General features: G+C 71.1%; 28 protein-coding genes. 19 read left to right on the plus strand and 9 right to left on the minus strand.

Annotated features, from left to right (window positions below; translation table 11 throughout):
* Positions 1-51: 51 nt before the first annotated feature.
* Both HWX31_RS06235 and HWX31_RS06240 read left to right on the plus strand, forming a co-directional pair.
* Positions 52-219: a hypothetical protein gene (locus HWX31_RS06235; RefSeq protein WP_157379547.1), complete on the plus strand. Its 168-nt coding sequence runs from the start codon at positions 52-54 to the stop codon at positions 217-219.
* Between the two features lie 417 nt (positions 220-636).
* The gene (locus HWX31_RS06240) at positions 637-774 is read left to right on the plus strand and encodes a hypothetical protein (protein ID WP_010092727.1); all 138 of its coding nucleotides are present in this window, start codon (positions 637-639) and stop codon (positions 772-774) included.
* Between the two features lie 37 nt (positions 775-811).
* Here the strand turns inward: HWX31_RS06240 and HWX31_RS06245 are convergent, their stop codons facing one another.
* Positions 812-1,711 carry a LysR family transcriptional regulator gene (locus tag HWX31_RS06245; protein WP_174965291.1) on the minus strand — a complete coding sequence of 300 codons (900 nt, stop codon included), beginning with the start codon at positions 1,709-1,711 and terminating at the stop codon, positions 812-814.
* A gap of 127 nt (positions 1,712-1,838) precedes the next feature.
* On the opposite strand from HWX31_RS06245, the gene HWX31_RS06250 reads away from it, so the two are divergent.
* Entirely contained in the window at positions 1,839-2,792 is a 954-nt protein-coding gene (locus tag HWX31_RS06250) for a pyridoxal-phosphate dependent enzyme (RefSeq protein WP_174965290.1), read from the plus strand.
* A gap of 60 nt (positions 2,793-2,852) precedes the next feature.
* Here the strand turns inward: HWX31_RS06250 and HWX31_RS06255 are convergent, their stop codons facing one another.
* The gene (locus HWX31_RS06255) at positions 2,853-3,968 is read right to left on the minus strand and encodes a DUF2242 domain-containing protein (protein WP_174965289.1); all 1,116 of its coding nucleotides are present in this window, start codon (positions 3,966-3,968) and stop codon (positions 2,853-2,855) included.
* 174 nt (positions 3,969-4,142) lie between these two features.
* On the minus strand, positions 4,143-5,033 hold the full coding sequence (locus HWX31_RS06260) for a LysR family transcriptional regulator (RefSeq protein ID WP_059616014.1): 891 nt from the start codon (positions 5,031-5,033) through the stop codon (positions 4,143-4,145).
* A 108-nt stretch (positions 5,034-5,141) separates the two neighbouring features.
* Here HWX31_RS06260 and HWX31_RS06265 point away from each other — a divergent pair, with 108 nt between their 5' ends.
* Positions 5,142-5,894 (plus strand): TerC family protein, encoded by a 753-nt coding sequence (locus tag HWX31_RS06265; protein WP_174965288.1) that lies wholly within the window; start codon positions 5,142-5,144, stop codon positions 5,892-5,894.
* 49 nt (positions 5,895-5,943) lie between these two features.
* Positions 5,944-6,225: a TFIIB-type zinc ribbon-containing protein gene (locus HWX31_RS06270; protein ID WP_174965287.1), complete on the plus strand. Its 282-nt coding sequence runs from the start codon at positions 5,944-5,946 to the stop codon at positions 6,223-6,225.
* A gap of 81 nt (positions 6,226-6,306) precedes the next feature.
* Here HWX31_RS06270 and HWX31_RS06275 read toward each other — a convergent pair whose 3' ends face one another.
* Both HWX31_RS06275 and HWX31_RS06280 read right to left on the minus strand, forming a co-directional pair.
* Complete coding sequence (locus HWX31_RS06275; RefSeq protein WP_059614445.1) at positions 6,307-6,726, minus strand: Hsp20/alpha crystallin family protein; 420 nt, start codon at positions 6,724-6,726, stop codon at positions 6,307-6,309.
* A 16-nt stretch (positions 6,727-6,742) separates the two neighbouring features.
* Complete coding sequence (locus tag HWX31_RS06280) at positions 6,743-7,183, minus strand: Hsp20/alpha crystallin family protein (protein WP_174965286.1); 441 nt, start codon at positions 7,181-7,183, stop codon at positions 6,743-6,745.
* A 178-nt stretch (positions 7,184-7,361) separates the two neighbouring features.
* On the opposite strand from HWX31_RS06280, the gene HWX31_RS06285 reads away from it, so the two are divergent.
* Positions 7,362-8,285, plus strand: coding sequence for a 3-hydroxyacyl-CoA dehydrogenase NAD-binding domain-containing protein (locus tag HWX31_RS06285; RefSeq protein WP_174965285.1), 924 nt, complete (start codon positions 7,362-7,364; stop codon positions 8,283-8,285).
* A gap of 22 nt (positions 8,286-8,307) precedes the next feature.
* On the opposite strand, the gene HWX31_RS06290 is transcribed toward HWX31_RS06285, so the two are convergent.
* A complete protein-coding gene (locus HWX31_RS06290; protein WP_059614438.1) occupies positions 8,308-8,577 on the minus strand; it encodes a DUF4148 domain-containing protein in 270 nt (89 codons plus the stop codon).
* 174 nt (positions 8,578-8,751) lie between these two features.
* The gene (locus tag HWX31_RS06295) at positions 8,752-9,600 is read right to left on the minus strand and encodes a LysR substrate-binding domain-containing protein (RefSeq protein WP_059766354.1); all 849 of its coding nucleotides are present in this window, start codon (positions 9,598-9,600) and stop codon (positions 8,752-8,754) included.
* A 225-nt stretch (positions 9,601-9,825) separates the two neighbouring features.
* Between HWX31_RS06295 and madL the strand changes: the two genes are divergently transcribed.
* The 11 genes from madL to HWX31_RS06350 all read left to right on the plus strand — a co-directional run bounded on the left by madL (position 9,826) and on the right by HWX31_RS06350 (position 18,656).
* On the plus strand, positions 9,826-10,221 hold the full coding sequence (madL, locus tag HWX31_RS06300; protein WP_010092696.1) for a malonate transporter subunit MadL: 396 nt from the start codon (positions 9,826-9,828) through the stop codon (positions 10,219-10,221).
* 11 nt (positions 10,222-10,232) lie between these two features.
* Positions 10,233-11,000, plus strand: coding sequence for a malonate transporter subunit MadM (madM, locus tag HWX31_RS06305; protein WP_059614834.1), 768 nt, complete (start codon positions 10,233-10,235; stop codon positions 10,998-11,000).
* Between the two features lie 176 nt (positions 11,001-11,176).
* Positions 11,177-12,823, plus strand: a complete 1,647-nt coding sequence (gene mdcA, locus HWX31_RS06310) for a malonate decarboxylase subunit alpha (protein WP_174965284.1) — start codon at positions 11,177-11,179, stop codon at positions 12,821-12,823.
* 11 nt (positions 12,824-12,834) lie between these two features.
* Positions 12,835-13,152, plus strand: a complete 318-nt coding sequence (mdcC, locus tag HWX31_RS06315; protein ID WP_174965283.1) for a malonate decarboxylase acyl carrier protein — start codon at positions 12,835-12,837, stop codon at positions 13,150-13,152.
* The gene (locus tag HWX31_RS06320) at positions 13,149-14,084 is read left to right on the plus strand and encodes a biotin-independent malonate decarboxylase subunit beta (RefSeq protein WP_174965282.1); all 936 of its coding nucleotides are present in this window, start codon (positions 13,149-13,151) and stop codon (positions 14,082-14,084) included. The genes mdcC and HWX31_RS06320 overlap by 4 nt, the downstream gene beginning before the upstream one ends.
* Complete coding sequence (gene mdcE / locus HWX31_RS06325) at positions 14,071-14,778, plus strand: biotin-independent malonate decarboxylase subunit gamma (RefSeq protein WP_174965281.1); 708 nt, start codon at positions 14,071-14,073, stop codon at positions 14,776-14,778. The genes HWX31_RS06320 and mdcE overlap by 14 nt, the downstream gene beginning before the upstream one ends.
* Positions 14,753-15,436: a malonate decarboxylase holo-[acyl-carrier-protein] synthase gene (mdcG, locus tag HWX31_RS06330; protein WP_415493109.1), complete on the plus strand. Its 684-nt coding sequence runs from the start codon at positions 14,753-14,755 to the stop codon at positions 15,434-15,436. Before mdcE ends, mdcG begins: the two co-directional genes overlap by 26 nt.
* Entirely contained in the window at positions 15,433-16,305 is an 873-nt protein-coding gene (mdcB, locus tag HWX31_RS06335) for a triphosphoribosyl-dephospho-CoA synthase MdcB (RefSeq protein WP_175933881.1), read from the plus strand. Before mdcG ends, mdcB begins: the two co-directional genes overlap by 4 nt.
* Positions 16,302-17,240: an acyltransferase domain-containing protein gene (locus HWX31_RS06340; RefSeq protein WP_174965337.1), complete on the plus strand. Its 939-nt coding sequence runs from the start codon at positions 16,302-16,304 to the stop codon at positions 17,238-17,240. The genes mdcB and HWX31_RS06340 overlap by 4 nt, the downstream gene beginning before the upstream one ends.
* A gap of 83 nt (positions 17,241-17,323) precedes the next feature.
* Entirely contained in the window at positions 17,324-17,845 is a 522-nt protein-coding gene (locus HWX31_RS06345) for a TrmB family transcriptional regulator sugar-binding domain-containing protein (RefSeq protein ID WP_174965336.1), read from the plus strand.
* Positions 17,846-17,987: 142 nt separating this feature from the next.
* Positions 17,988-18,656, plus strand: a complete 669-nt coding sequence (locus HWX31_RS06350) for a phosphoribosyltransferase (protein ID WP_174965342.1) — start codon at positions 17,988-17,990, stop codon at positions 18,654-18,656.
* An 18-nt stretch (positions 18,657-18,674) separates the two neighbouring features.
* Here the strand turns inward: HWX31_RS06350 and HWX31_RS06355 are convergent, their stop codons facing one another.
* Positions 18,675-19,880, minus strand: a complete 1,206-nt coding sequence (locus tag HWX31_RS06355; RefSeq protein ID WP_174965335.1) for a polyhydroxyalkanoate depolymerase — start codon at positions 19,878-19,880, stop codon at positions 18,675-18,677.
* A 167-nt stretch (positions 19,881-20,047) separates the two neighbouring features.
* Between HWX31_RS06355 and HWX31_RS06360 the strand changes: the two genes are divergently transcribed.
* Positions 20,048-20,677 carry a glutathione S-transferase gene (locus tag HWX31_RS06360; RefSeq protein ID WP_174965334.1) on the plus strand — a complete coding sequence of 210 codons (630 nt, stop codon included), beginning with the start codon at positions 20,048-20,050 and terminating at the stop codon, positions 20,675-20,677.
* A gap of 160 nt (positions 20,678-20,837) precedes the next feature.
* A complete protein-coding gene (locus HWX31_RS06365) occupies positions 20,838-21,044 on the plus strand; it encodes a hypothetical protein (RefSeq protein WP_080400431.1) in 207 nt (68 codons plus the stop codon).
* A 125-nt stretch (positions 21,045-21,169) separates the two neighbouring features.
* On the opposite strand, the gene proP is transcribed toward HWX31_RS06365, so the two are convergent.
* The gene (gene proP / locus HWX31_RS06370; RefSeq protein ID WP_174965333.1) at positions 21,170-22,657 is read right to left on the minus strand and encodes a glycine betaine/L-proline transporter ProP; all 1,488 of its coding nucleotides are present in this window, start codon (positions 22,655-22,657) and stop codon (positions 21,170-21,172) included.
* Positions 22,658-23,062 lie beyond the last annotated feature (405 nt).

Below are 23,062 nucleotides of genomic sequence, written 5' to 3' on the forward strand. Positions count from 1 at the left end.
TATAACAATTTGAAATAGCGCGCGGTGACTGATTTTCGAGGGATATTTCAAATGTCCGACAATCAGGTTGCCGGCGTCGTGAAACTGAAAAGCGGCCGATATCGCGGTGGCCGCCGGCAGAGCGGATCGATCCGCGTCGGGTACTTTCCGGATGATCGGGCCGGATGCCGCCAACACGGCATGCGACGCGCCCGCCGCGCCTGCGCGTTTCGTTTTTGAAACATTTCGGCGGCGCAATGGGCGGCTGGCCATATTGCGCCGAACCGTAAGAAAAATGTCGGCTTGGCGCGGTGCGTGGCCGGGAGGGACGAACGCGCGACGCTGACGGCAGCACGCTGTTTTTCGCCTCGTTCGAGCGTGCGCCTGTTTCATCCCCGCAACCGATCGTAAGGGCCGCCTGCGCACGGCGGCTCGGTTGCGCGTCCACGGCGCATGCGGCGTGCGGTTGCCGACCGGTGGCATGGAACCTGCTACATCATCGAGCGTAAAGAGAAGGATTGAACGGAGGACCGCAACGGATCGACATCCCGGCGACGACAGGCTTCCGGCGACGCGCACGCGGAGGCAGGCGAACGATGGGCGCGAATATCAACGAGGTGCCATCGGAACGGCCATCCGGCCGGTGGGAGAAAGGCAATGAGGGATTTCGTGGTCGCAGTGCTGTGGCTTGGCCCGCTGTCGGTGCTGCTTTACCTGTCGGACGTCGACGTCCGGCAGGTCGTTGCGCAGATCCCGGACTACCTGCGGCATCTGGTGGCGATGTTCTTCAGCTGACGAAGGCCGGGACGTATCGGCCGCGGCATCGTCGCGTTCACGCGCCGGCCGTCGCGTGCAGCGCCGCGAGGAACTGCCGCACGACCGGCGAGACCGCGTGGCCGTCGTACACGAATTCGACGTCGAAGCGTTCGGCGAGCGTGTCGAGCGCGACCAGCCGCACGGTGCCCGGACACGACGGCGCCGCGCTCTCCGGCACGAACGCGCAGCCCATCCCGGCCGCGACGAGCCCGATCAGCGTCGGGACGTCGCTGCCGACCTGCGCGATCCGCGGCGTGAAGCCCGCCCGCCGGCACTGTTCGATCAGGAACCGGTGGTGTGCGGCGGACCGTTGCGGATCGAACCAGACGAACGGCGCGTCGGCGAGTTCGGTCAGCCGGGCCGGCGCGCGCACGCGGCGGCTCGGCGTGGACGGCATCGCGAGCACGAACCGGTCGCTCAGCAGCCGCACGCCCGCGAGCTGCGCTGCTTCGTCCCGGCGCCACGCCATGATCCCGCCGTCGAGCTCGCCGCGCGCGATCGCGGCCGCCTGTTCGGCCGACAGCATCGGCGCGATCGACAGCTTCACGTGCGGGCATGCATCCCGGAACGCCTTGAGCACGTTCGACACCACCGGCAGCGGCAAATAGTTCGGCAGCACGCCGAGCCGCAGCTCGCCGAGTTCGCCGGCCGCGCAGCGCAGCGCGCGTTCGCGGCTGTCGCGCAGGTCGGCGAGCAGGCGCGTCGCATCCCGCAGGAAGCTCGCACCGGCCGCCGTGAGCGCGACGCCGGTCGCGCGGCGGACCAGCAGCGGGGTGCCGATCGCGTCCTCGAGCTCGCGGATCTGCCGGGACAGCGCGGGCTGCACGATCCCGATCGCGCGGGCGCCCGCCATCACGCTGCCGGCTTCCGCGACCGCGACGAAGTAGCGGAGATGGCGTAATTCGACTTGTCGCATGCGGCTCCTGTCCGTCGATGAAGATATGCCTGCGAAGCATAGCAGCCGGCATTCGATGGTATTGGAAAGCATGACGTGCGCGGCGTAGCATGAACGGCGTCATTTCATCCGTGTGCGCCTCATTCCCATGCCGCTTCATATCCAGACCCCCTATCTTCGTTCGCAGGCCGCATCCCGCCGGCTCGGCAAGGACGTGCTGCTCAAGATCGAGGCGATGCAGCCGTCCGGCTCGTTCAAGCTGCGCGGCGTCGGCGCGGTCTGCGACGCGCGGCGCGCCGCCGGCGCCCGGCGGTTCGTGTCGTCGTCGGGCGGCAACGCGGGCATCGCGGTGGCGTATGCGGGCCGCGAACTCGGCGTGCCCGTGCTCGTGGTGGTGCCGGAAAGCACGTCTGCGCGCGCACGCGAGCTGATCCGCGTCGAAGGCGCGGAGCTGGTCGTGCATGGCGCATCCTGGGCGGAGGCGAATGCGTACGCGCAGTCCGTGCTCGGCCCGCACGACGCGTTCGTGCACCCGTTCGACGATCCGGTGCTGTGGCAGGGCCACGCGACGATGATCGACGAGATGGCGGCGGCGGGGCCGAAGCCCGATGCGGTCGTGCTGGCGGTCGGCGGCGGCGGGCTGCTGTGCGGCGTGCTCGAGGGGCTCGCGCGCAACGGCTGGCGCGACGTGCCGGTCGTCGCGGTGGAGACCGAAGGCGCGGACTGCTATGCGCGCTCGGTTGCGCTGGGGCGGCCCGTCGAATTGGCGGCAATCACCAGCGTCGCGACGTCGCTCGGCGCGAAGCGGCCGTGCGACGCCGCGCTCGAGTGGGCGACGCGGCACGCGATCGACACCGTCGTCGTGTCCGATGCGGCAGCGGTGGCCGCGTCGCTGCGGTTCCTCGACGAGCACCGGATCGTGGTGGAGCCGGCGTGCGGGGCCGCGCTGGCCGCGCTCGACATGACGACGCCCGCGCTGGCCGCCGCGTCGCGCATCGCGGTGATCGTCTGCGGCGGGGTGACGGCGACGGTCGAGCACCTGCACGCGTTGAACAGCCGCGGCGATGACGGGCGGGGGCGCGAAACGGAAAGGGGGCGGTGACGGGCGTTTGCGTGACGCCGCGCCGCGCGAGCGGCGGCGCGGGCGTCGACCGGACGTGATTCAGCTTGCGCGGCGCGCGACTGACGATACCGGCGCAGCGGCCTCGATGGTCGTGACGGGCGAGGGCGCGGGCGCCTTGTCGGCCGGCGTGGTCGAGACCGGTGCGGGGACGGGGGCCTGAGCGGGCGCCGAGGCGGGCGCGGACGCAGGGGCAGCAGCCGATGCCGGAGCCGGCGTGGACGCCGGTGCAGCCGCGGATGCCGGAGCCGGCGCGGCCGCTGGTGCGGAAGCCGGCTTGGACGCAGACGTGGCCGCCGATGCGGAAGCGGAGGCCGACGCGGAAACCGGAGCCGACGCGGGCGAGCCGGCAGAGGCCGGCGCGACTGCCGAAGCCGCCGCGGCCGCCGCACCGGATGCCTGTCCCGGAGCGGACGCCCGCACCGCCGGAACCGCCGCCGCGGAACCCGGCGCGCCGGACGCCGGCACGGCAGCGGACGCGGGCACCGGCGGCGCGGCCGGCGTCGGCACGGCCGGCGTCGTCATCTTGATCGGTTCGCCCTGCGGCGTCGGCGCGGGCTCGGGCAGCGGCGCGACGTGCTCCTTCTCCGCGGCCTTGACGGTCGCGCGGTCGCGGCGGGTCGGATCGACCTTCAGGAAATGGTCGACGAGATTGAAGAAGCGCTCGTAGAACACGCCGGCCGGAATCGTCTCGCTCGCGGTCTTCACGAGCGCGTCGTCGCTCGAGCCGATCGGCAGCGACAGCGAGCCGAACACGCTGAGGCCGACGCTCGCCGACGTGTTGGACTTCTTGAGCGTGTAGCGGTCCTGCACCGCATTCACGTACGCGATGCTCGACGTGCCGTCCGCGTTCGCGTCCGCGCACACGACGTGAAACTCGATCACGACGTGCATGTCGTTGCTGGGCTGGAAATTCTTGCTGCCGTCGATCGCGTCGGAGCGGGATGACGACGCGACATAGCCCTGGCTCAGCAGCGCGCGGCGCGCGGCTTCGCAGGTCGCGTCGGATTTCGCGTGAAACGTGTGCGAGTACGGGCTGCTTGTCACGTCGAACTGCTCCTGCTGATAGATCGGCTTGGGCGGCGACGAGCACGCCGCCAGCACGGTCGCAGCCGCGAGCGCGCACGAAACGGGGAACAGTCGAATTCGGTTGTGCATGGCGTCTTTCAAAAGGCTCGGCCGGTTGCCGCGCCGGGACTGCGCGCGCATTGCGCGAAGGTCGGATGGTTGCCGGGCGCGCAAGCGCGCGGCCGGCAGAAGCTGTCAGGCAGGCGCGAGGCAATCTCGCGAGGCCGGGGCGCTATTATAGTTTCGTTTGACGTCGCGCTTGCGTCAGCGCCGCGCATCGCGCGCGACCGCGAGCAAGCGCGCCGTCAGCGGATGCTGCTCGCCGCGCCGCGAGCGGATCGCGTGGATCTCCTCGGTCACGTCGCCGGCGCGCCCGAGCCGCCGCACCCCCCTCAGCAGTGACGCATCGTTCGCGCCCAGCTCGCTCAACGGAAACACGCCGAGGCCGCGCGCCGCGAACACCGCCATCAGCGCGCTGTCCTCGAATTCGCCGGCGATGCGCGGCACGATGCGTTCCGCCTCCAGCCAGCGGTCGAGCCGCTCGCGCAGCGCGGAATGCGCGGTCGGCAGCAACAGCGGCAACTCGGCGAGGCACTGTGGAAAGCGCTGGCGCGCGGCCTGCGTGACGAGCGCCGCGGGGCCGTACCAGTCGACCGGCGACGCGACGAGCCGCTCGCTCGTCACCCGCAGGTTCGCGTTGGGCGGCGCGCCCTGGCCGGCGAGCACCAGGTCGAGATGGTGCAGCGCGAGCTCCGCGAGCAGCGCGTCGTGCTCGCCCTCGTGGCACAGGAGCCGCAGCGCGGGCGTGTCGAGCACCGGCGCGAGTATCGCGTGCGCGGCCAGCTTCGAGATGCCGTCCGACAGGCCGACCGCGAGCCGCACCGTCGGCTGGCTCGCGGCGGCGCGCACCTCGTCGGGAATCCGCCGTCCGAGCTCGAAGATCGCCTCCGCGCGCGCGAACGCCGCGCGGCCGGCGTCGGTCATCGCGACGCCGCGTCCCGCCGGCCCCAGCAGCTGATGGCCGAGCGACTTCTCCAGCTCGCGCACCTGCGCGCTGATCGTCTGCACCGCCATGTCGAGCCGTTCGGCCGCGCGCGCGAAGCCGCCTTCCTTCACGACGACCCAGAAGTAGTACAGATGTCGAAAATTCAGCATCGGATCGATATATCGAAAAAACCGAACCAAAGATCAGATTGTCGCTGATTTTTCCGAATTTCGCGGATGCCGATAATCGGGTTTTCCACCTTCGTTTTCCCGAACCTCATGGACTATCTGCTGACGCTTGCCGCCGATCCCGCCGTCTGGGCCGCGCTCCTGACGCTCGTCGTGATGGAAGTCGTGCTCGGCATCGACAACCTGATCTTCATCTCGATCCTCAGCAACAAGCTGCCCGAAGCGCAGCGCGCCCGCACGCAGCGGCTCGGCATCGGCCTTGCGCTCGTGATGCGGCTCGCGCTGCTCGGCACCGTCGCGTGGATCGCGCGCCTGACCGAGCCGGTGTTCTCGCTGTTCGACCATGCGTACTCGTGGCGCGACATGATCCTGCTGGCGGGCGGCCTGTTCCTCGTCTGGAAGGCGACCACCGAGATCCATCATCACGTGTCGCGCGACGGCGGCGCCGGCGCGTCGAACGGCGCGCCCGGCCTGACGATGTGGGCGGCGGTCGGCCAGATCCTGATGCTCGACATCGTGTTCTCGATCGACAGCATCGTGACCGCGATCGGCATGACCGAGCACATCCCGATCATGTTCGTCGCGGTGATCGCCGCCGTGACCGTGATGCTGTTCGCCGCGCAGCCGCTCGCGCGCTTCATCGACCGCAACCCGACGATCGTGATGCTCGCGCTGTCGTTCCTCGTCGTGATCGGCATGACGCTGATCGCCGAAGGCTTCGGCTCGCACGTGCCGAAGGGCTACATCTACGCGGCAATGGCGTTCTCGGCGTTCGTCGAGGGCATGAACATGCTGGCGCGGCGCGCGAAGGCGAAGCGTGCGGCGCAGGCGTCCGGGCACTGAACGCGCGGCGCCATCCCGATTCCTCACCCGTCCGACAAGGAGACCCATCATGAAATGCCCGGTCTGCAAGACTCCCGACCTGCTGATTGCCGAACGTCAGTCGATCGAGATCGACTATTGCCCCGCATGCCGCGGCGTGTGGCTCGATCGCGGCGAGCTCGACAAGCTGATCACGCGCGGCGTCGACGACGCGCCCGCGCATCGCGACGCACGCGCGCAGCGCGACCACGACGACGCGTGGGGCCGCGACCGGCGAGCGCGCGACGACGACCGCCGCCACGAGCCGCACCGCCGCAAGAAATCGGTGTTCGACATCTTCGATTTCGATTGAGCGCGCGCCGGCCCGCGATGAAAAGTTGCCCCGTCAGGCCGTGTGCCTGACGGGGCATGTCACATGCGTGCTGCTACGGCGTCACGCGTTGCCGGCCGCGACCTCGATGCGGCGCGGCTGCGCCGCTTCGCGCCGCGGGATCGTCAGCGTCAGCACGCCGTCGCGCAGGTTCGCGACGATGTTCGACGTATCGAGATCCGGGCTCAGCGTGAACGCGCGCGCAAAACGCGGCGCACGCAGTTCGGCGTGCCGGACCCGCAGCTCGGCGGGCAGGTCGATGTGCACCTGCGCGTCGATCGACAGCGTGTTGTCATGCACCTTCACGTCGAGGTTTTCGCGCGGCACGCCGGGCAGGTCCGCGCGCAGCGTGACGCCGTGGCGGTCCTCGACGATGTCGACGGCCGGCGCGATCGCGGGCGCACGCGCGGCCGCGGCCGTGGCAGCGGCGCCGGGTTGGACGTTGGCCGATTGACGTTCGGCGACTGGCTGGCTGATGTTCATGTCGTTCTCCTCTTGATCAGTGGACCGCGATCGCGCGCGGCTTCGACGTTTCGCGCCGGCCGATGCGGATCAGCAGGCAGCCGTTCTCGTAGCGCGCGCTCACGTTGTCGGGATCGGCGTTGCGCGGCAGCTCGACGACGCGGCGGAACGCGCCGTGGAAGCGCTCCTGCGCATACGTGCGCACGTCGTCGCCGTCGTTGCGCGGCGCCGGCTTGCGTTCGCCGCCGATCGTCAGCAGATCCTTGTCGATCGACACGGCGAAGTCCGCCGCGGCCATGCCCGGCGCGAACACGACGATCTCGATCGCATCGTCGGTCGCGCCGACGTTGAGCGCGGGGAACGCGCCTTGCCGCGCCGCGCGGATGCTCGCCGGCGATTCGCCGAACAGGTCCGTCATCTGGCGCTGCATGCGGGCCAGCTCGTTGAAGATGTCGGTGCCGAATGGGAAACCGTTCATACGCGTGTCCTCCGTAACAGACGGGCTTCATGCCATCGAAATGCGCAGCGCATGGTGCGCGGCTGCGCTCACGGCACGTAATTAGTGGCCGCCGCCGCGCATTTCAAGTGGTCCGCGTCAGATGCGCGCGCTCGATTCGATGCGACAATCGCCGCGCCATCCAAGGAGACTCAACGACATGAACAAGAACATCGGACGCATCGCCGTCGTCGGCGCCGGCGTGATCGGCGCGAGCTGGGCGGCTTTCTATCTGTCGAAGGGATTCGACGTCGTCGCGACCGATCCGGCGCCGGACGCCGACACGCGGCTGCGCGACGCGCTCGCCGCGTTTCTCGGCGACGAGGCCGCGGCGCTGACGCAGCGGCTCGTGTTCGACGCGGAGTTGTCGCGCGCGCTCGACGGCGTCGATTTCGTGCAGGAGAACGGCCCCGAGCGGCTCGACCTGAAGCGCGCGCTGTACCGGCAGATGGACGACGTGCTGCCGGCGCACGTGCTGATCGCATCGAGCTCGTCGGGCCTCAAGATGTCCGACATCCAGACCGCGTGCGAGAAGCATCCGGAGCGCTGCCTGATCGCGCATCCGTTCAACCCGCCGCACCTGATCCCGCTCGTCGAGCTGGTCGGCGGCGCGGCGACCGCCCCGGACGCGATCGCGCGCGCGAAGGCGTTCTACGACGCGCTCGGCAAGGAGACCATCGTCCTCAACAAGGAGATGGCCGGCCACGTCGCGAACCGGCTTGCGGCCGCGCTGTTCCGCGAGGTGTACCACCTCGTCGGCGAGGGCGTCGTCAGCGTCGCCGACGCGGACAAGGCGGTCGCATGGGGCCCCGGGCTGCGCTGGGGACTGATGGGGCAGGCCCTGACCTATCACCTCGGCGGCGGCGCGGGCGGGATCGCGCACTTCCTCGAGCATCTGTCCGGCCCGATGACGAGCTGGTGGGACGATCTCGGCACGCCGTCGTTCGATCCCGACGTCGACCGCAAGCTGATCGACGAACTCCGCGCGATCCAGGGCGCGCGCTCGATGCAGGAACTCGCCGCCGAACGCGACCGGCTGCTCGTCGAGCTGATCGACGCGCGGCGGCGCAGCTTCCTGCCCTGAGCGGTTGCCGCGCGCGCTGCAGCTACTGCTGCGACGCCGGCTGCTGCGCCTGCATCGCCCATGCGGGCCGCACCGCGTCGAGCCGTTCGCGGTTGCGCGCACGGGTCGCGTCGCTCGGCGGATAGTCGGCGTCGGTGGTCGGCAGATCGCCTTCGAGATAAGCCTGCTTCAGTTCGGCGAGGACTTCCGCGCGGGTCCTGCCCTGCGCGGGCGGCGTCGCATCGGTCTGGGCAAACGCAGGGGACAGCAGCGCGGCGGCGGCGGCCGCGACGACGAATCGCATGAGGTTCATGGGGCGCTCCGAAAGAGGGGACGGGACAACGGACGGGCGGCGCGGGGCCGTGCGTTCCGATGGGTTCCATTGTCGCGAGCGGGTGCTGCGCGGACGCTGACGCGTCCCGGGCAGGATTGTCAGCGAACGGCGGGCGTGGAGCGGGCCGCCCGGCCGGCGCGTTGCGACCCCGCGTTACAGCCCGGCCGCGGCGGCGACCAGCGTCGCCTCCAGCGCGAGCGTCGAGCGCGATGCGGCGGCGGGGCGGTCGATCACGTATTCGAGCTCGCCGAGCTCGGGCAGCCCCGCGTCGAGCCGCGCGAGCCCGGTCGGGATCACGTAGCCCGCGAACGCGCTGACGCCGAGCCCCGCGCTGGCGGCCGCGCGCAGCACCGCGACGCTGCTGCTCACTACCGCGATCCGGTACGGCCGGCCGATCGCGTCGAGCGTTTCGAGCACGCGGCGCCGCGACACGCTCGGCTCCGGATGCAGCGCGAGCGGCAGCACCGTCTCGTGGCCGGTGATCCGCGATTCGGGGCCGGTGCACCAGTACAGCGGCTCGCTGCGGATCACGCGGCCGCGCCGGCTGCCGGCGATCCGCTTCGCGAATACGAGGTCGTGCCGGCCTTCGTCGAGCGCGTCGAACAGGTCGCCGGACAGCCCGGTCGCGATCGCCAGCTCGACGTCCGGGTTGCGCTGCACGAAGCTCGCGAGCGCGGCGGTCAGGTGCGCCGACGCGAAATCCTCCGACATCGCGAGCCGCACCTTGCCCGACAGCGGCGGCCCGCACACCGACGTGACGGCCTCGTCCATCAGCTCGAGGATGCGCACCGCGTAGCGCAACAGCGCGTCGCCGTGCTGCGACAGGCGCACGTTGCGGGTGTCGCGCTCGAACAGCGGCCGGTCGAGCAATTCCTCGAGGCGGCGGATGTGCTGGCTGACGGTGGACTGCGACAGGCTCACGCGCTCGGACGCGGCGGTGAAGCTGCCGGACTGGGCGACGGCGACGAAGCTGCGCAGCAGCTCGGGCGGTAACGGACGCATTGCTAAACCCACTGAATCGGTTTCGACAACTTCATAAATGGCCGGATTTTGCGGCGCTAGTATCGACTCACGCCCACGCCGGCGGCTGCTTCGGGCAGTCTACGGCATCCGGGCGCGGACCCGAAGCCGCATCATCCCATCGACCGCCCGAGAATGCGCTCGCACGACGAGCCGCCGGGGCCGCGGCGCACCGCCGCGGCAGACACCTGGAAGGAGACGAGACTCATGATCATCTACGGAACCGCGCTGCTTGCGTTCTGCCATCTGGCCGGGCTGTTCCTCGGCGACCTGCTGGGCGCCGCGATCGGCGTGAAGACCAACGTCGGCGGCGTCGGCATCGCGATGCTGCTGCTGATCGGCCTGCGCCTTTACCTGCACCGCCGCGGCTGGCTGCCGAAGGAGACCGAGGCGGGCGTCGGCTTCTGGGGCGCGATGTACATCCCGGTCGTCGTCGCGATGGCCGCGAACCAGAACGTCGTCGCCGCGCTGAAGGGCGGGCCGGTCGCGCTGCTGGCCGCCGTCGGCGCGGTCGTGATCTGCGCGGGCTGCATCGCGGTGCTCGCGCGCACCGGCCGCGACGATACGGCGTTCGCCGTCGTCCCGCAATTCGACCAGCAATGACGGAGGCCGCGATGCTGCAGATGCTCGAAAGAACGGTTGCCCATAACGGCCTCGTCGCGTCGTTCGCGCTCGTCGGCCTGGTCATGTGGATCGCGTCGATCGCGTCGCACAAGCTCACGTTCGGCCGCGTGCACGGCTCGGCGATCGCGATCCTGATCGGCCTCGCGCTCGCGTATGCCGGCGGCGCGTTCACCGGCGGCGAGAAGGGCATTGCCGACGTGCCATTGTTCGCCGGTGTCGGCCTGATGGGCGGCGCGATGCTGCGCGATTTCGCGATCGTCGCGACCGCGTTCGAAGTGCAGCCGACCGAGGCGCGAAAGGCCGGAATGGTCGGCGTGCTGTCGCTGTTGCTCGGCACCGTGCTGCCGTTCATCGTCGGCGCGTGCGTCGCCCGCGCGTTCGGCTATACCGACGCGGTCAGCATGACGACGATCGGCGCGGGCGCGGTCACCTACATCGTCGGGCCGGTCACCGGCGCCGCGATCGGCGCGAGCTCGGACGTGATCGCGCTCAGCATCGCGACCGGGCTCGTGAAGGCGATCATCGTGATGGTCGGCACGCCGCTCGCGGCCGGTTTCATGGGGCTGAAGACGCCGCGCTCCGCGATGATCTTCGGCGGCCTCGCAGGCACCGTGAGCGGCGTGAGCGCGGGCCTCGCCGCGACCGACCGCCGGCTCGTGCCGTACGGCGCGCTGGTCGCGACGTTCCACACCGGCGTCGGCTGCCTGCTCGGGCCGTCGGTGCTGTTCTTCGCGACGCGCGCGCTGGTCGGCGCGTAGGGCACGTTCCCCTGATTTCTAAAATTCGTTCGCGGCCAGCGCAAGCCCGTTATGAGCGGGAACGGGCCCTCAGCCGCATCCATCGCGGCGGCCTCTGGGTCGCATTGGACATCATCATCAATCGACGGCGGCGGCCGGCTTAGAATGCCGCTGAACCCTCGGAGCAGGAGAACTCTATGACGGGATGGAATCACGCGCGACTTGCGCGCGATGCACGCCTCGCGGCCGGCGCGCACCTCGCGCACGGCAAGCGGGTCGACGCGCGCGACGCCGTGGCATTGCTGGAAGCCGTGCTGCGGCCCGGCGACCGGGTCTGCCTCGAAGGCGACAACCAGAAGCAGGCCGACCTGCTCGCGACGGCGCTCGCCGACGTCGACAGCGCGAAGGTGCACGACCTGCACATGGTGCAGTCGGGCGTCGTGCTGCCGGAGCATCTCGACGTGTTCGAGCGGGGCATCGCGAAGCGCCTCGATTTCGCGTATTCGGGCCCGCAGTCGCAACGGATCGCGAAGCTGCTGTTCGGCGGCAAGATCGCGCTCGGCGCGGTGCACACCTATCTCGAACTGTTCGCGCGCTACTTCATCGACCTCACGCCGCAGGTCGCGCTGATCGCCGCGGTCAGCGCCGACGCCGACGGCAACCTGTACACGGGCCCGAACACCGAGGACACGCCGACCGTCGTCGAGGCTACCGCCTTCAAGGACGGCATCGTGATCGCGCAGGTCGACCGCATCGTCGACAAGGTGCCGCGCGTGGACATCCCGGGCGACCGCGTGCATTTCGTCGTCGAGGCCGGGCGGCCGTTCTACGTCGAGCCGCTGTTCACGCGCGACCCGGCCGCGATCACCGAGACCCAGATCCTGACCGCGATGCTCGCGCTCAAGGGCATCTACCAGCCGTACGGCATCAAGCGCCTGAACCACGGGATCGGCTTCAACACCGCGGCGATCGAATTGCTGCTGCCGACCTACGGCGAGAAGCTCGGGCTGAAGGGCAAGGTCGGCACGCACTGGGCGCTCAATCCGCACCCGACGCTGATTCCCGCGATCGAATCGGGCTGGGTCGAGCAGATCCACTGCTTCGGCTCCGAAGTCGGGATGGACGACTACATCCGCGCGCGCTCCGACGTATGGTTCACGGGCCCCGACGGCTCGCTGCGCTCGAACCGCGCGTTCTGCCAGACGGCCGGCCTCTACGCGTGCGACATGTTCATCGGCTCGACGCTGCAGATCGACCTGTCCGGCCATTCGTCGACGGTCACGGCCGAGCGCATCGCCGGCTTCGGCGGCGCGCCGAACATGGGCAGCGACGCACGCGGGCGGCGCCATCCGAGCGAGCCGTGGCTGAAAGCGGGCGAGGAGGCCGATCCCGACACGCCGGCGGCGCTGCGGCGCGGCCGCAAGCTCGTCGTGCAGATCGGCGAGACCTTCGGCGACAAGAACGTGCCGATGTTCGTCGAGAAGCTCGATGCGCTGAAGCTCGCCGACAAGCTGCAGCTCGACCTCGCGCCGATCATGGTGTACGGCGACGACGTCACGCACATCGTCACCGAGGAAGGGATCGCGAACCTGCTGATGTGCCGCGACAGGGACGAGCGCGAGCAGGCGATTCGCGGCGTCGCGGGCTATACGGAAGTCGGCCGCGGCCGCGACCGGAAGATGGTCGAGCGGCTGCGCGAGCGCGGCGTGATCCGGCGCCCGGAAGATCTCGGCATCGATCCGCTCGACGCGGACCGCCGCTGGCTCGCCGCGCGCTCGATCAAGGATCTCGTGCACTGGTCGGGCGGGCTGTATGCGCCGCCGGCGCGGTTCCGCAACTGGTAAGGAAGAGGGCAATGGAACGGTTGAACTATCGCTTCACCGCGCGTGCGCGCGCGAAGGGCGAACTGGCCACGGCGCTCGTCGGCGTGGTCGCGTCCGGCAATCTCGAAGTGCTGGTCGAACGGGTGCTGCCGGGCAACGAATGCGAGATCGACATCCGCACTGCGGCAGTCGGCTTCGGCGCGGTCTGGCAGGCGGTGGTGTCCGATTTCGTCGAGCGGCGCGCGCCGGGCGGCCTGAAGCTGTCGATCAACGACGGCGGCGCGCGGCCCGACATGGTGTCGCTGCGGCTCGCGCAGGCGGTGCGGGCGATCGAAGGGGAGGCCGCATGAGCGACGTGATCCACGACGCGCCCGCGTTCGTCGCGAACGCGTCGAGCTGGTACGAGGCGTCCGCGCGGCAGCGCGTCGACGGCCTGCTCGACGCGGGCAGCTTCACCGAATTCCTCGGTCCGGCCGAGCGCGTGACGAGCCCGCACCTGCCGCTGTTCGACCTGCCGCAGCAGTTCGACGACGGGATGACCGTCGGGCGCGGCTTGCTCGACGGCAAGCCGGTGCTGGTCGCCGCGCAGGAAGGCCGCTTCATGGGCGGCGCGTTCGGCGAAGTGCACGGCGCGAAGCTCACGGGCCTGCTGCGCGCCGCGCGCGAGCTGGGCACGGTGCCGGTGCTGATCCTGTTCGACACCGGCGGCGTGCGGCTGCAGGAAGCGAACGCGGGCGAGCTCGCGATCGCCGAGATCATGCGCGCGCTGGTCGACGCGCGCGCGGCCGGCGTGCCGGTGATCGGGCTGATCGGCGGGCGCGCGGGCTGCTACGGCGGCGGCGGGCTGCTTGCCGCGTGCTGCTCGGCGCTCGCGGTGTCGGAGCAGGGCCGCATCAGCGTGTCCGGGCCGGAAGTGATCGAGACCCATCGCGGCGTCGAGGAATTCGACGCGAAGGACCGCGCGCTGATCTGGCGCACGATGGGCGGCAAGCACCGGCGGCTGATCGGCGGCGCGGACCGCTACGTCGCCGATACGCCCGATGCGTTTCGCGCGGCCGCGCTCGAGCTGATCGGCCGCGCGCCGGCGTTCGACGCGGCGATGCTGCGCGCGGAGCAGGCGCGGCTCGAAGCGCGGGTCGCGCGATTCGGCGCGTGCGCCGATGCGCTCGACGTGTGGCGCACGCTCGGCGCGAGCGCGCCGGAGGATATTCCCGGCATGCCGGACGCCGCGTTCGCCGCGCTTGCCGACCAACTCCAGGAGCCCACGCATGACGCTCGATGAAGTCCTCATGTCGCTGTTTCCGCATGGTCACGCGGTCGTGCGCGACGGCGGCCTGCTGTCCGGCCACGCGGAGCTGGCCGGCACGCGCATCGACGTGATCGGCGTCGCCGACCGGCTGCCGTTCGGCATCGACGAGGCGCTGCGGCTCGCGTCGCACGTGCTCGCCACGCTGGAGCGCGGTGGCGCGACGCCGATCCTCGTGCTGGTCGACAGCGACAGCCAGCGGATGAGCAAGCGCGACGAGCTGCTGGGCCTGAACGAAGGCCTGTCGCATCTCGCGAAGTGCCTGATGCACGCCGACCTCGCCGGGCACCGGACCATCGGCCTGCTGTATGGCCACACGGCCGCCGGCGCGTTCATCGCGACCGCGCTCGCGACGCGCGTGCTGCTCGCGGTGCCGGGCGCCGATCCGGAAGTGATGGACCTGCCGTCGATGGCGCGCGTGACGAAGCTGCCGCTCGACGTGCTCAAGGAGAAGGCGCGCTCGACGCCGGTGTTCGCGCCGGGGCTCGACAACCTCGTGAAGATGGGCGCGGTCGACGCGGTGCTCGATCCGGCCCGCGGGCTCGATGCGCAGGTCGCCGAATGGCTCGACCGGCCGGCCGACCGCGTCGACCGGCGCGCCGCGCGCGGCCGACCGGTCGCCGCAGACGTCGCGCAGCGCGTCCATGAGCTCGCTCGTGCCGCGCAGTGACGCGCCGCTGCGGCGCCATACCCTCGTCACGCTGACGGCGGCGGGGTGGGCGGCGCTGTTCGCGCGCGACGCGGCGCTCGCCGCCGACGCGCCCGTATGCCGATGGGCGGAGCGCGGCTGGCCGCTCGTCGTGCGTCGCGCGCTGCCCGATGAAATCGACGGCAGTGGCGTGCCGCTCGGCATCCCGCTGCCGCCGTCGGCGGGCAAGCGGCGCATCGCGCTCAGTGTCGGCGCAGATGCGCTGGCATCGGTCGGGGCGCCGCCGACATTCGCCGCGGTGCTCGGCGCCGCGCCCGACGCATGGCGGCAACCGCTGCTCGACCTGGATGCGCTCGGTGCGCGCTGCGGCGTAGAGGGGCGCGTGTTCGGCAGCCTCGCGTGGCAGGCGCTGACGGGCGAGCCTTACCTGACCGGCGCATCGGATCTCGACGTGTTTTTCCCGCTGCCGGGCGCGGCGCACGCCGCGACGCTGCTCGACGGACTCGCGGCGATCGACGCGCGCGCGCCGATGCGCGTCGACGGCGAACTGCTGCGCGACGACGGCGCGGGCGTCAACTGGCGCGAGCTGCACGCCGGCTTGCCGGACGTCGCGATCAAGACGGCCGGCGGCGTCGCGCTCGGTTCGGCCGCCGCCTTCCTCGCCGGGAGCGTGCAATGAGCGCCGTGGCGCTGCCGCGCGCGCTGCCGGCGGCGCAATCCGATGCCGAGCGCATCGCGGCGCTCGCCGAGCGCAGCCTGCTGCTCGAGATCGAGACCTATCCGAAACCGGGGCTCGTCAGCCACGTCGATGCCGGCAGTCATGCGGACATGGACGCGTCGACCTTCGCGCGCAGCGCGGCCGTGCTGCGGCCGTATTTCGCGGAACTGGCCGACGCGGGCGCGCGCGACGCGGAGATGGCCGCGCTGCGCAAGATCGGCCTGCGCGCCGAGCACGCGATGCTCGCCGCGACGGGCGGCGTCAACACCCATCGCGGCGCGATCTTCGGGCTCGGGCTGCTGTGCGCGGCGGCGGGCCGTCGCGGCCGGCCGGGCGCCGCGCCGCAGGGCCTGACGCTCGGCGCGTCGGTTGCGGGCCGCTGGGGCGCCGACATCGTCGGCGGGCCGCGGCTGCCCGGCAGCCACGGCGAACGCGCGAGCCGCCGCTACGGCGTCGGCGGCGCGCGCGGCGAAGCGGCCGGCGGGTTCGACAGCGTGTATCGCGTCGGGCTGCCCGCGCTGCGCCGCGCGGCGCGCGACGTGCCGGACGATCCGGAAGCGGCGCGCGTCGACGCGTGCTTCGCGCTGATCGCCGCGCTCGACGATACGAACCTGCTGCATCGGGGCGGGCAGGCAGGCCTCGCGTTCGCGCGGGCGACCGCGCGCGCGTTCGTCGCGCGCGGCGGCGTGCGCGCGCCCGACTGGCGCAGCCGCGCGGCCGCCGCGCATCGCGCGTTCGTCGCGCGGCGGCTGAGCCCGGGCGGCGCGGCCGACCTGCTCGCGATGAGCGTGTTCGTCGACGCGCTGGAGCGCGACGAGGCGGTGCGATGACGCTCGCGATCCTGTGTTCCGGGCAAGGCGGCCAGCGCGCGGACATGTTCGACCTGACCGGCGCCGGCGTCACGCAGCAGGTCGACGCGCTGTTCGCGCACGCGGGCCGGCTGCTCGGCGGCGATCCGCGCACGTGGGTGCGCGATGCCGCCCCGTTTGCGCTGCACGAAAACCGCGCGGCGCAGATCCTGTGCACGCTGCAGGCGCTCGCCGCCGCCGCGCTGCTCGAAGCCGCGTGGCCGCGCCGGCGCTGCATCGCGGGCTACAGCGTCGGCGAAGTCGCGTCGTGGAGCGTCGCGGGCCTGATCGATCCGCACGACGCGCTCGACCTCGCCGACGCGCGCGCCCGCGCGATGGACGCCGCGAGCGGCGGCGACGAACGGATGGCATTCGTGCGCGGCCTGCCGCGCGCCCATCTCGCGCGGTTGTGCGCGGACCACGGCGCGGCGATCGCGATCGCCAACCCGGGCGACGCGTTCGTGATCGCCGGCCGGCGCGACGACGTCGACGCGGCGGCCGCGGACGCGGCGCGCGACGGCGCGCTGCGCGTGACGCCGGTAGGCGTGCACATCGCGTCGCATACGCCGCGGCTCGCGGCGGCGGTGCCGGCGTTTCGCGCATCGCTGGCCGCGGTGCGCGTGCGGCGGCCGCTGCCGGGTGCGCGGCTGTTCGCGGGCATCGACGGCACGTCGGTGCTCGACGCCGCCGACGGGCTCGACAAGCTCGCGCGCCAGATCGCCGAGCCGGTCGAATGGGCGGCCTGTCTCGCCGCTTGCGTGGAGGCCGGCGCGACGGCCTTTCTCGAACTTGGCCCGGGCCGCGCGCTCGCCGAGATGGCGGCCGGCACGTATCCGGCGCTGCCGGCGCGCAGCCTCGCCGATTTCCGTTCGATCGACGGCGCGACGCACTGGCTCGCGCGCGTCTCGGCAGGCTGAGCGCGCCCGTTGCCGGCGCGCCGTGTTGCGCCGGCGCAGCAGCGTTGCAGTGCGCGCTTGCCACGCGAATTGGCGTCGCTACAATGGCGCCCGCCATGAGATCCGCCGCTTTCCTCTTCGCCGCGCTGTGCTGCGCGGCGACCGCATACGCCACCCCGATTCCGTCCGACGCCGCGTCGGTCGGCGCGTATTTTTCGTATGACGACGCCGCGGCCGACGCGACCGTCGACCTGATCCGGCACGCGCAGCGCCGCGTGCTGCTGGCCGGTTACGCGTACGTGCCGCCTGCGGTGGCCGGCGCGCTGCACGACGCGCGCGGGCGCGGGCTCGAGGTGCGGGTCGTGCTGGTGCGCACGGTGCAGGCCGGCAAGTACAGCGGCGCGGGCTTCCTGAAGGGCGCGGGCATCGACGTCGCGATCGACATGCGGCGCGACGCACCCGCGCCGCGGTTCGTGATCGCCGACGACAGCGTCGCGCTGACGGCGCCGTCCGACAGTGCGCCGGCGCACGCCGAAACGGTGAACGTGTTCGAGCGCGCGCCCGAGCTCGCGCAATCCTATGCGCAATCGTTCTGGCGCCTGTACCGGCGCGCGGGCGGGCTCTGACGCGCCGACGCCGTCGTCGCGCGCAATCCCTGTCGGCACGCTTGAATTGCCGGATCGCATGCACCATGCTCATTGACGTAACGTCGGTGTGATCGCAGCGCATGCGCGACCGGGCGCCGGCGAACGAAAGGGGCGGATCGTGATGGATCGTTTTCTCGATCGCGCCGATGCGGGCCGCCAGCTCGCCGATGCATTGCACGAGTACGCGGGGCGCACCGACGTCGTGGTGCTCGCGTTGCCGCGCGGCGGCGTGCCGGTCGCGTTTCCGGTTGCCCGCGCGCTGGATGCGCCGCTCGACGTGCTGGTCGTGCGCAAGCTCGGCGTGCCGTACGACCCCGAGCTCGCGATGGGCGCGATCGCGACCGGCGGCGCGATCTATCTGCAGCGCTCGGTGATCGCGTCGATGGACGTGTCGGACGCGCAGCTCGCCGATGTGATCGCGCGCGAAACCGTCGAGCTGCAGCGCCGCGAGGCGCTGTATCGCGGCGCGTGGCCGCCGGTGCCGGTGGAAGGGCGCATGGTGATCGTCGTCGACGACGGCATTGCGACCGGCGCATCGATGCGGGTCGCGCTGCAGGCGCTGCGCGAGCGCCGCCCGGCCCGCGTGGTGGCCGCGGCGCCGGTCGCGCCGGCCGGCGTGCAGCGCAAGTTCGACGATCTGGCCGATGCGTTCGTCGTGGTGTCGCGTCCGCTGTCGTTCTTCGGGATCAGCCAGTTCTACACGCATTTCGAGCAGACGAGCGACGACGAGGTGCGCGTGCTGCTCGACGCGGCCCGCCGCGCGCCGGAAGGCGGGGCCGCGTCCGATTGATGCCGGCTTGGTGCCGGCTCAGTGCCGCGTCGCGCGCGGCTTCTCGGCCTGCGCGAACACGGCCTGCAGTGCCGGATGCACGTCGTCGAGCCAGCGCGCGCCCGTGAACAACCCATAGTGATCGCATCCGTCGACGTCGAGCCGATGCCGCTCGCCCGGCGCGAGACTGCGGCAGAGCGCATGCGCGGCATGCGTCTGCCCGGCGCCGGTGACCGCGTCGCGGGTGCCTTCGACGGTCAGCAGCGTCGTGGCGCGCAGCGCGGCCGGGTCGACCGGGACGTCGTGCACGCGCCAGGTGCGCTGCGCGAGGCACGCGCGCTGGAACACGATGTCGACGGTATCCAGAAAGTATTCGGCGGGCATGTCGAGCAGCGCGGTGTATTCGTGCAGCGCGCGCCGCGCGTCCGTCATCGCGCGCGCATCCAGGCGCCACGCCGCCTGCGTGTAGCGGTCGAGCAGCGACAGGTAGCGGTGCGGGTAGACGATCGCGATCTCGGCCTGCTGCAGGTAGGTCGGAAACACGTGCCGGCCCTGCCCGGCGAACCCGGCCGGCACGACGTCGATCAGACGGCGGCGGCACCAGTCGATCGAGTGCGACGCGGCCGCGATGCCGAGCGTGCTCGGATTGCACCGCGCGTCGAGCGGCCCGCCGACCAGCGTGACGCTCGCCGGCGGCGCGAGCCCGCGCTGCGCGCGCAGCGCGAGTGCGCCCAGCGCCGGGAACGTGGCCTGGCAGACGGCGACGACGTGCAGCGGCCGGCCGTCCTGCGCGAGCGCGTCGACGAACGCATCGAGCATCGCCACGTATTCGTCGAGGCCGAAGCGGCCCGCGGCGGGCGGCACGTCGCGTGCGTTGGCCCAGTCGGTGATGCAGACGTCGCCGTCGTCGAGCAGCGCCTCGACGGTCTCCCGCATCATCACGGCCGCATGGCCGGCGAGCGGCGCGCACAGCAGCACGGCGCGGGCCGCTCGCCGGTCGCGCGAAAAGCGGCGCAGGCTGCAGAACGGCGTCTGGGCGTCGATGCGCTCGGCGACGTCGCCCGCCCCGATCGCGAATGGCGGAGGGTCGGCCGGCGGGCCGAGCAGGGGCTCGAACAGGTCGGCGTAGCAGGAGGACGAGGCGTGCGGCAGCGTCGCGGCCGGCCACGCGTCGAATGCGTCCCGGGTGGCCGCGCGCCACGCGCGCAGCCATTGCCGCTGCTGTTCGAACAGGGCATACCACATGGCGGACCTTCCGGTGGCGATGGGCGAATCTGCATTATGGTCAAGTTCGCGCGCGGCGGGGGGCGCGTTTGTACCGGGTTCGCGCCGCGCGGCCGGCGCCGGCCTATGCGCATGCACCGGACGCTGCTACAGTCGTCGGTCCCATTCCCTCAAGCGGAGTTGTTGCGATGAAGCTGATCGGCATGCTGGATTCCCCCTTCGTGCGGCGCGCCGCGATCTCGGCGAAGCTGCTCGACCTGCCGTTCGAACACCAGTCGGTGTCGGTGTTCCGGCAATTCGACACGTTCAAGACGATCAACCCGGTCGTCAAGGCGCCGACGCTCGTCACCGACGACGGCGCGATACTGGTCGATTCGTCCCTGATCATCGACTATTTCGATCACCTCGTCGCACCGGAGCGGCGCCTGCTGCCCGAGGCGCCCGACGCGCGGCTGCGCGCGCTCGTGCCGGTCGGCTTCGCGCTGGCGGCGGCCGAGAAGACGGTGCAGGTCGTCTACGAGCACGGCCTGCGTCCGGCCGACAAGCAGCACCAGCCGTGGCTCGACCGCGTGCTCGGCCAGCTCGAGGCAGCGTACGGCGAGCTGGAAAAGCAGGTCGCGGGCGTGGACGGCTGGCTCGGCGGCGCACGCGTGATGCAGTCCGACGTAACGGTCGCGGTCGCGTGGCGCTTCACGCAGTTCATGGCGGCCGACTATCCGGCGCTGGCCCGCATCGATCCGGCCCGTTTCCCGGCGCTCGCCGCGCATTCGGCGCGCGCGGAGGCGCTGCCGGCGTTCGTCGAGACGCCGCTCGCCTAGTGCGCGCATGTGGGGGGAGCATGGTTCCCCCGTCGCGCGGCTGATCCGGCGATGGTCACGCCGATTGTTTCCCGCAGCCGACAAGTGACTTCGTTTTCAGGCGATTTATCCGGACCTCGGCCGTCCCTAGAATTCACTCCATCGGATATCGCGTTGCCTGATGGAGTTGACGATGAAAGCCCTGATCGAATCGAGCCTGTACCACCCGTCCTTCGTGCTGCCGCTGGCCGCGTTGACGCAGCTGATGGTCGAGCGCGATTTCAATCTCGGTCAGGTCGGCCTGATCGTCGCGGCGCGCGGCGCGCAGGCGGCGGTGTCGCGCTCGCGCGCGCTGATCTTCTGCCGTCATTGCGACGCGCACGCATGAGCGCGGCGGCGCGGCAAGCATGAAAAAGCCCGGCCGGCGTACAGCCGGTCGGGCGTTCGGGCCGGGTGACCGGCCGTTCGATCGGGCCCCGGCAATGCCGGGGCCCGTCGTTTTGGGCAACGCGCTTACGCGCGGGCGGTGGCGGCCACGTTGTACAGGCCCGCGTCGTCTTCGTCGTCGCGCAGCTGGCGCGCGAGCTGATGCGCTTCGCGGTGCGTCGCGACGGCCGGCGGCGAGCCCTTGAGCGGCTGGCGGGCGGTTTCGGCCAGCGCCAGCACCGACACGATGCCGATCACCGCGGCGCCCATCATGTAGTACGCGGGCATCATCAGGTTGCCGGTCGTGTCGACCAGCCATGCGGTCACGAGCGGCGTCGTGCCGCCGAACAGCGACACCGACACGTTGAAGCCGATCGCGAGCGCGCCGTAGCGGATTTCGGTCGGGAACAGCGCCGGCAGCGCCGACGGCATCACGCCGGTGAAGCACGACAGCAGCACGCCGAGCATCAGCAGGCCGCCGAACACGGCCGCCGTGGTGCCCGTGTGGATCAGCATCATCGACGGGATCGACAGCGCGAGCAGGCCGACGCAGCCGGCGAGCATCACGGGCTTGCGGCCGACCTGGTCGGACAGGCGGCCGGCGGCGAGCGTCATCGGCATCATCAGCACCATCACGATCAGCACCAGCACGAGGCTGTGCGATTCGTCGAAATGCAGCGTCGACGACAGGAAGCTCGGCAGGTACGACAGCACCATGTAGTCGGTCACGTTGAAGATCAGCACGAGGCCGACGCACAGCAGCAGCGCGCGCCAGTTGGCGAACAGCGTCTCGCGAAAGCGCGCCTTCGGGACGGCCTTGTCCTGCGCTTCGCGGGCCTCGGCCTGGCGCTTGAACGCGGGCGTTTCCTCGAGCTTCATCCGGATGTAGAGGCCGATCAGGCCGAGCGGGCCCGCGATCAGGAACGGCACGCGCCAGCCCCACGACAGCAGCGCTTCCTGCGACAGCGAAGCGGTGAGCAGCGCGACGACGGCCGCGCCCAGCACGTAGCCGATCAGCGTGCCGAACTCGAGGAAGCTGCCCATGAAGCCGCGGCGCTTGTCGGTCGAGAATTCGGCGATGAAGGTCGCGGCGCCGCCGTATTCGCCGCCGGTCGAGAAGCCCTGCACGAGGCGGGCGACGAGCAGCAGCACGGGCGCCATGATGCCGATCGACGCGTAGCTCGGGATCAGGCCGATCGCGAACGTGCCGACGGCCATCATGATCATCGTCATCGCGAGCACGCGCTGGCGGCCGATGCGGTCGCCGAGCGGGCCGAACACCATGCCGCCGAGCGGGCGCACGAGGAACGCCGCGGCGAACGTGCCGAAGGTCGCGAGCAGCTGCGCGGACGGGCTGCTGGACGGGAAGAACACCTTGCCGAGCGTGACGGCGATGTAGCTGTAGACGCCGAAGTCGAACCATTCCATCGCATTGCCGATGGCCATCGCGCTGACGGCGCGCTTGAGGAGGCTCTGGTCGACGACGGTAATGTCGTCGGCGGCGAGCGGGGCGCCGTCGGACGGCGGGGTGGAAGCAGCAGCGGTCGGGCTGACGTGTGTTGCGGTCAAGGTCATGCACTCCTTTGACTGCGCCGGACGCGAGCGTCCGACACGGTTTGCCGGCGAGCGCGGTGTCGCACGCGGCGCGTCGGGGCAGGCCATTAAGCGCTTACTGCGGAAGGGGCTGCTTCGACGCGGGCCCGGCGGGCCGTTGCGACATGGCGCTCATGAAGAAGAAGCCGCGTGATGCGTGCGGCAGGCGCCCGGTAAGGGCGGCGAAACGAGAAAAACAGGCCCGACGGGCGCGCTTTCCTGTGGATGCAATTCCGAGCGAAGCACCGGCCCGCAGCATGCGGACGGACTTCCCTCAAAATCGAAATGACAGAGATTGAATGTTGAAACAAGCGACATGATAGCACGATGACGGATGATCGTGCAAATTGCCGCTAAATGCCCGTGTGGCGGGGCTCGCTCGGGTAT

The sequence above is a fragment of the Burkholderia ubonensis genome (assembly GCF_902833085.1).
Lineage (GTDB): Bacteria > Pseudomonadota > Gammaproteobacteria > Burkholderiales > Burkholderiaceae > Burkholderia > Burkholderia ubonensis.

Coding starts and splice junctions, on each gene's coding strand:
- HWX31_RS06235 (WP_157379547.1), top strand. CDS start 52: ATGTCCGACAATCAGGTTGCCGGCGTCGTGAAACTGAAAAGCGGCCGA.
- HWX31_RS06240 (WP_010092727.1), top strand. CDS start 637: ATGAGGGATTTCGTGGTCGCAGTGCTGTGGCTTGGCCCGCTGTCGGTG.
- HWX31_RS06245 (WP_174965291.1), bottom strand. CDS start 1,711: ATGCGACAAGTCGAATTACGCCATCTCCGCTACTTCGTCGCGGTCGCG.
- HWX31_RS06250 (WP_174965290.1), top strand. CDS start 1,839: ATGCCGCTTCATATCCAGACCCCCTATCTTCGTTCGCAGGCCGCATCC.
- HWX31_RS06255 (WP_174965289.1), bottom strand. CDS start 3,968: ATGCACAACCGAATTCGACTGTTCCCCGTTTCGTGCGCGCTCGCGGCT.
- HWX31_RS06260 (WP_059616014.1), bottom strand. CDS start 5,033: ATGCTGAATTTTCGACATCTGTACTACTTCTGGGTCGTCGTGAAGGAA.
- HWX31_RS06265 (WP_174965288.1), top strand. CDS start 5,142: ATGGACTATCTGCTGACGCTTGCCGCCGATCCCGCCGTCTGGGCCGCG.
- HWX31_RS06270 (WP_174965287.1), top strand. CDS start 5,944: ATGAAATGCCCGGTCTGCAAGACTCCCGACCTGCTGATTGCCGAACGT.
- HWX31_RS06275 (WP_059614445.1), bottom strand. CDS start 6,726: ATGAACATCAGCCAGCCAGTCGCCGAACGTCAATCGGCCAACGTCCAA.
- HWX31_RS06280 (WP_174965286.1), bottom strand. CDS start 7,183: ATGAACGGTTTCCCATTCGGCACCGACATCTTCAACGAGCTGGCCCGC.
- HWX31_RS06285 (WP_174965285.1), top strand. CDS start 7,362: ATGAACAAGAACATCGGACGCATCGCCGTCGTCGGCGCCGGCGTGATC.
- HWX31_RS06290 (WP_059614438.1), bottom strand. CDS start 8,577: ATGAACCTCATGCGATTCGTCGTCGCGGCCGCCGCCGCCGCGCTGCTG.
- HWX31_RS06295 (WP_059766354.1), bottom strand. CDS start 9,600: ATGCGTCCGTTACCGCCCGAGCTGCTGCGCAGCTTCGTCGCCGTCGCC.
- madL (WP_010092696.1), top strand. CDS start 9,826: ATGATCATCTACGGAACCGCGCTGCTTGCGTTCTGCCATCTGGCCGGG.
- madM (WP_059614834.1), top strand. CDS start 10,233: ATGCTGCAGATGCTCGAAAGAACGGTTGCCCATAACGGCCTCGTCGCG.
- mdcA (WP_174965284.1), top strand. CDS start 11,177: ATGACGGGATGGAATCACGCGCGACTTGCGCGCGATGCACGCCTCGCG.
- mdcC (WP_174965283.1), top strand. CDS start 12,835: ATGGAACGGTTGAACTATCGCTTCACCGCGCGTGCGCGCGCGAAGGGC.
- HWX31_RS06320 (WP_174965282.1), top strand. CDS start 13,149: ATGAGCGACGTGATCCACGACGCGCCCGCGTTCGTCGCGAACGCGTCG.
- mdcE (WP_174965281.1), top strand. CDS start 14,071: ATGACGCTCGATGAAGTCCTCATGTCGCTGTTTCCGCATGGTCACGCG.
- mdcG (WP_415493109.1), top strand. CDS start 14,753: ATGAGCTCGCTCGTGCCGCGCAGTGACGCGCCGCTGCGGCGCCATACC.
- mdcB (WP_175933881.1), top strand. CDS start 15,433: ATGAGCGCCGTGGCGCTGCCGCGCGCGCTGCCGGCGGCGCAATCCGAT.
- HWX31_RS06340 (WP_174965337.1), top strand. CDS start 16,302: ATGACGCTCGCGATCCTGTGTTCCGGGCAAGGCGGCCAGCGCGCGGAC.
- HWX31_RS06345 (WP_174965336.1), top strand. CDS start 17,324: ATGGCGCCCGCCATGAGATCCGCCGCTTTCCTCTTCGCCGCGCTGTGC.
- HWX31_RS06350 (WP_174965342.1), top strand. CDS start 17,988: ATGGATCGTTTTCTCGATCGCGCCGATGCGGGCCGCCAGCTCGCCGAT.
- HWX31_RS06355 (WP_174965335.1), bottom strand. CDS start 19,880: ATGTGGTATGCCCTGTTCGAACAGCAGCGGCAATGGCTGCGCGCGTGG.
- HWX31_RS06360 (WP_174965334.1), top strand. CDS start 20,048: ATGAAGCTGATCGGCATGCTGGATTCCCCCTTCGTGCGGCGCGCCGCG.
- HWX31_RS06365 (WP_080400431.1), top strand. CDS start 20,838: ATGGAGTTGACGATGAAAGCCCTGATCGAATCGAGCCTGTACCACCCG.
- proP (WP_174965333.1), bottom strand. CDS start 22,657: ATGACCTTGACCGCAACACACGTCAGCCCGACCGCTGCTGCTTCCACC.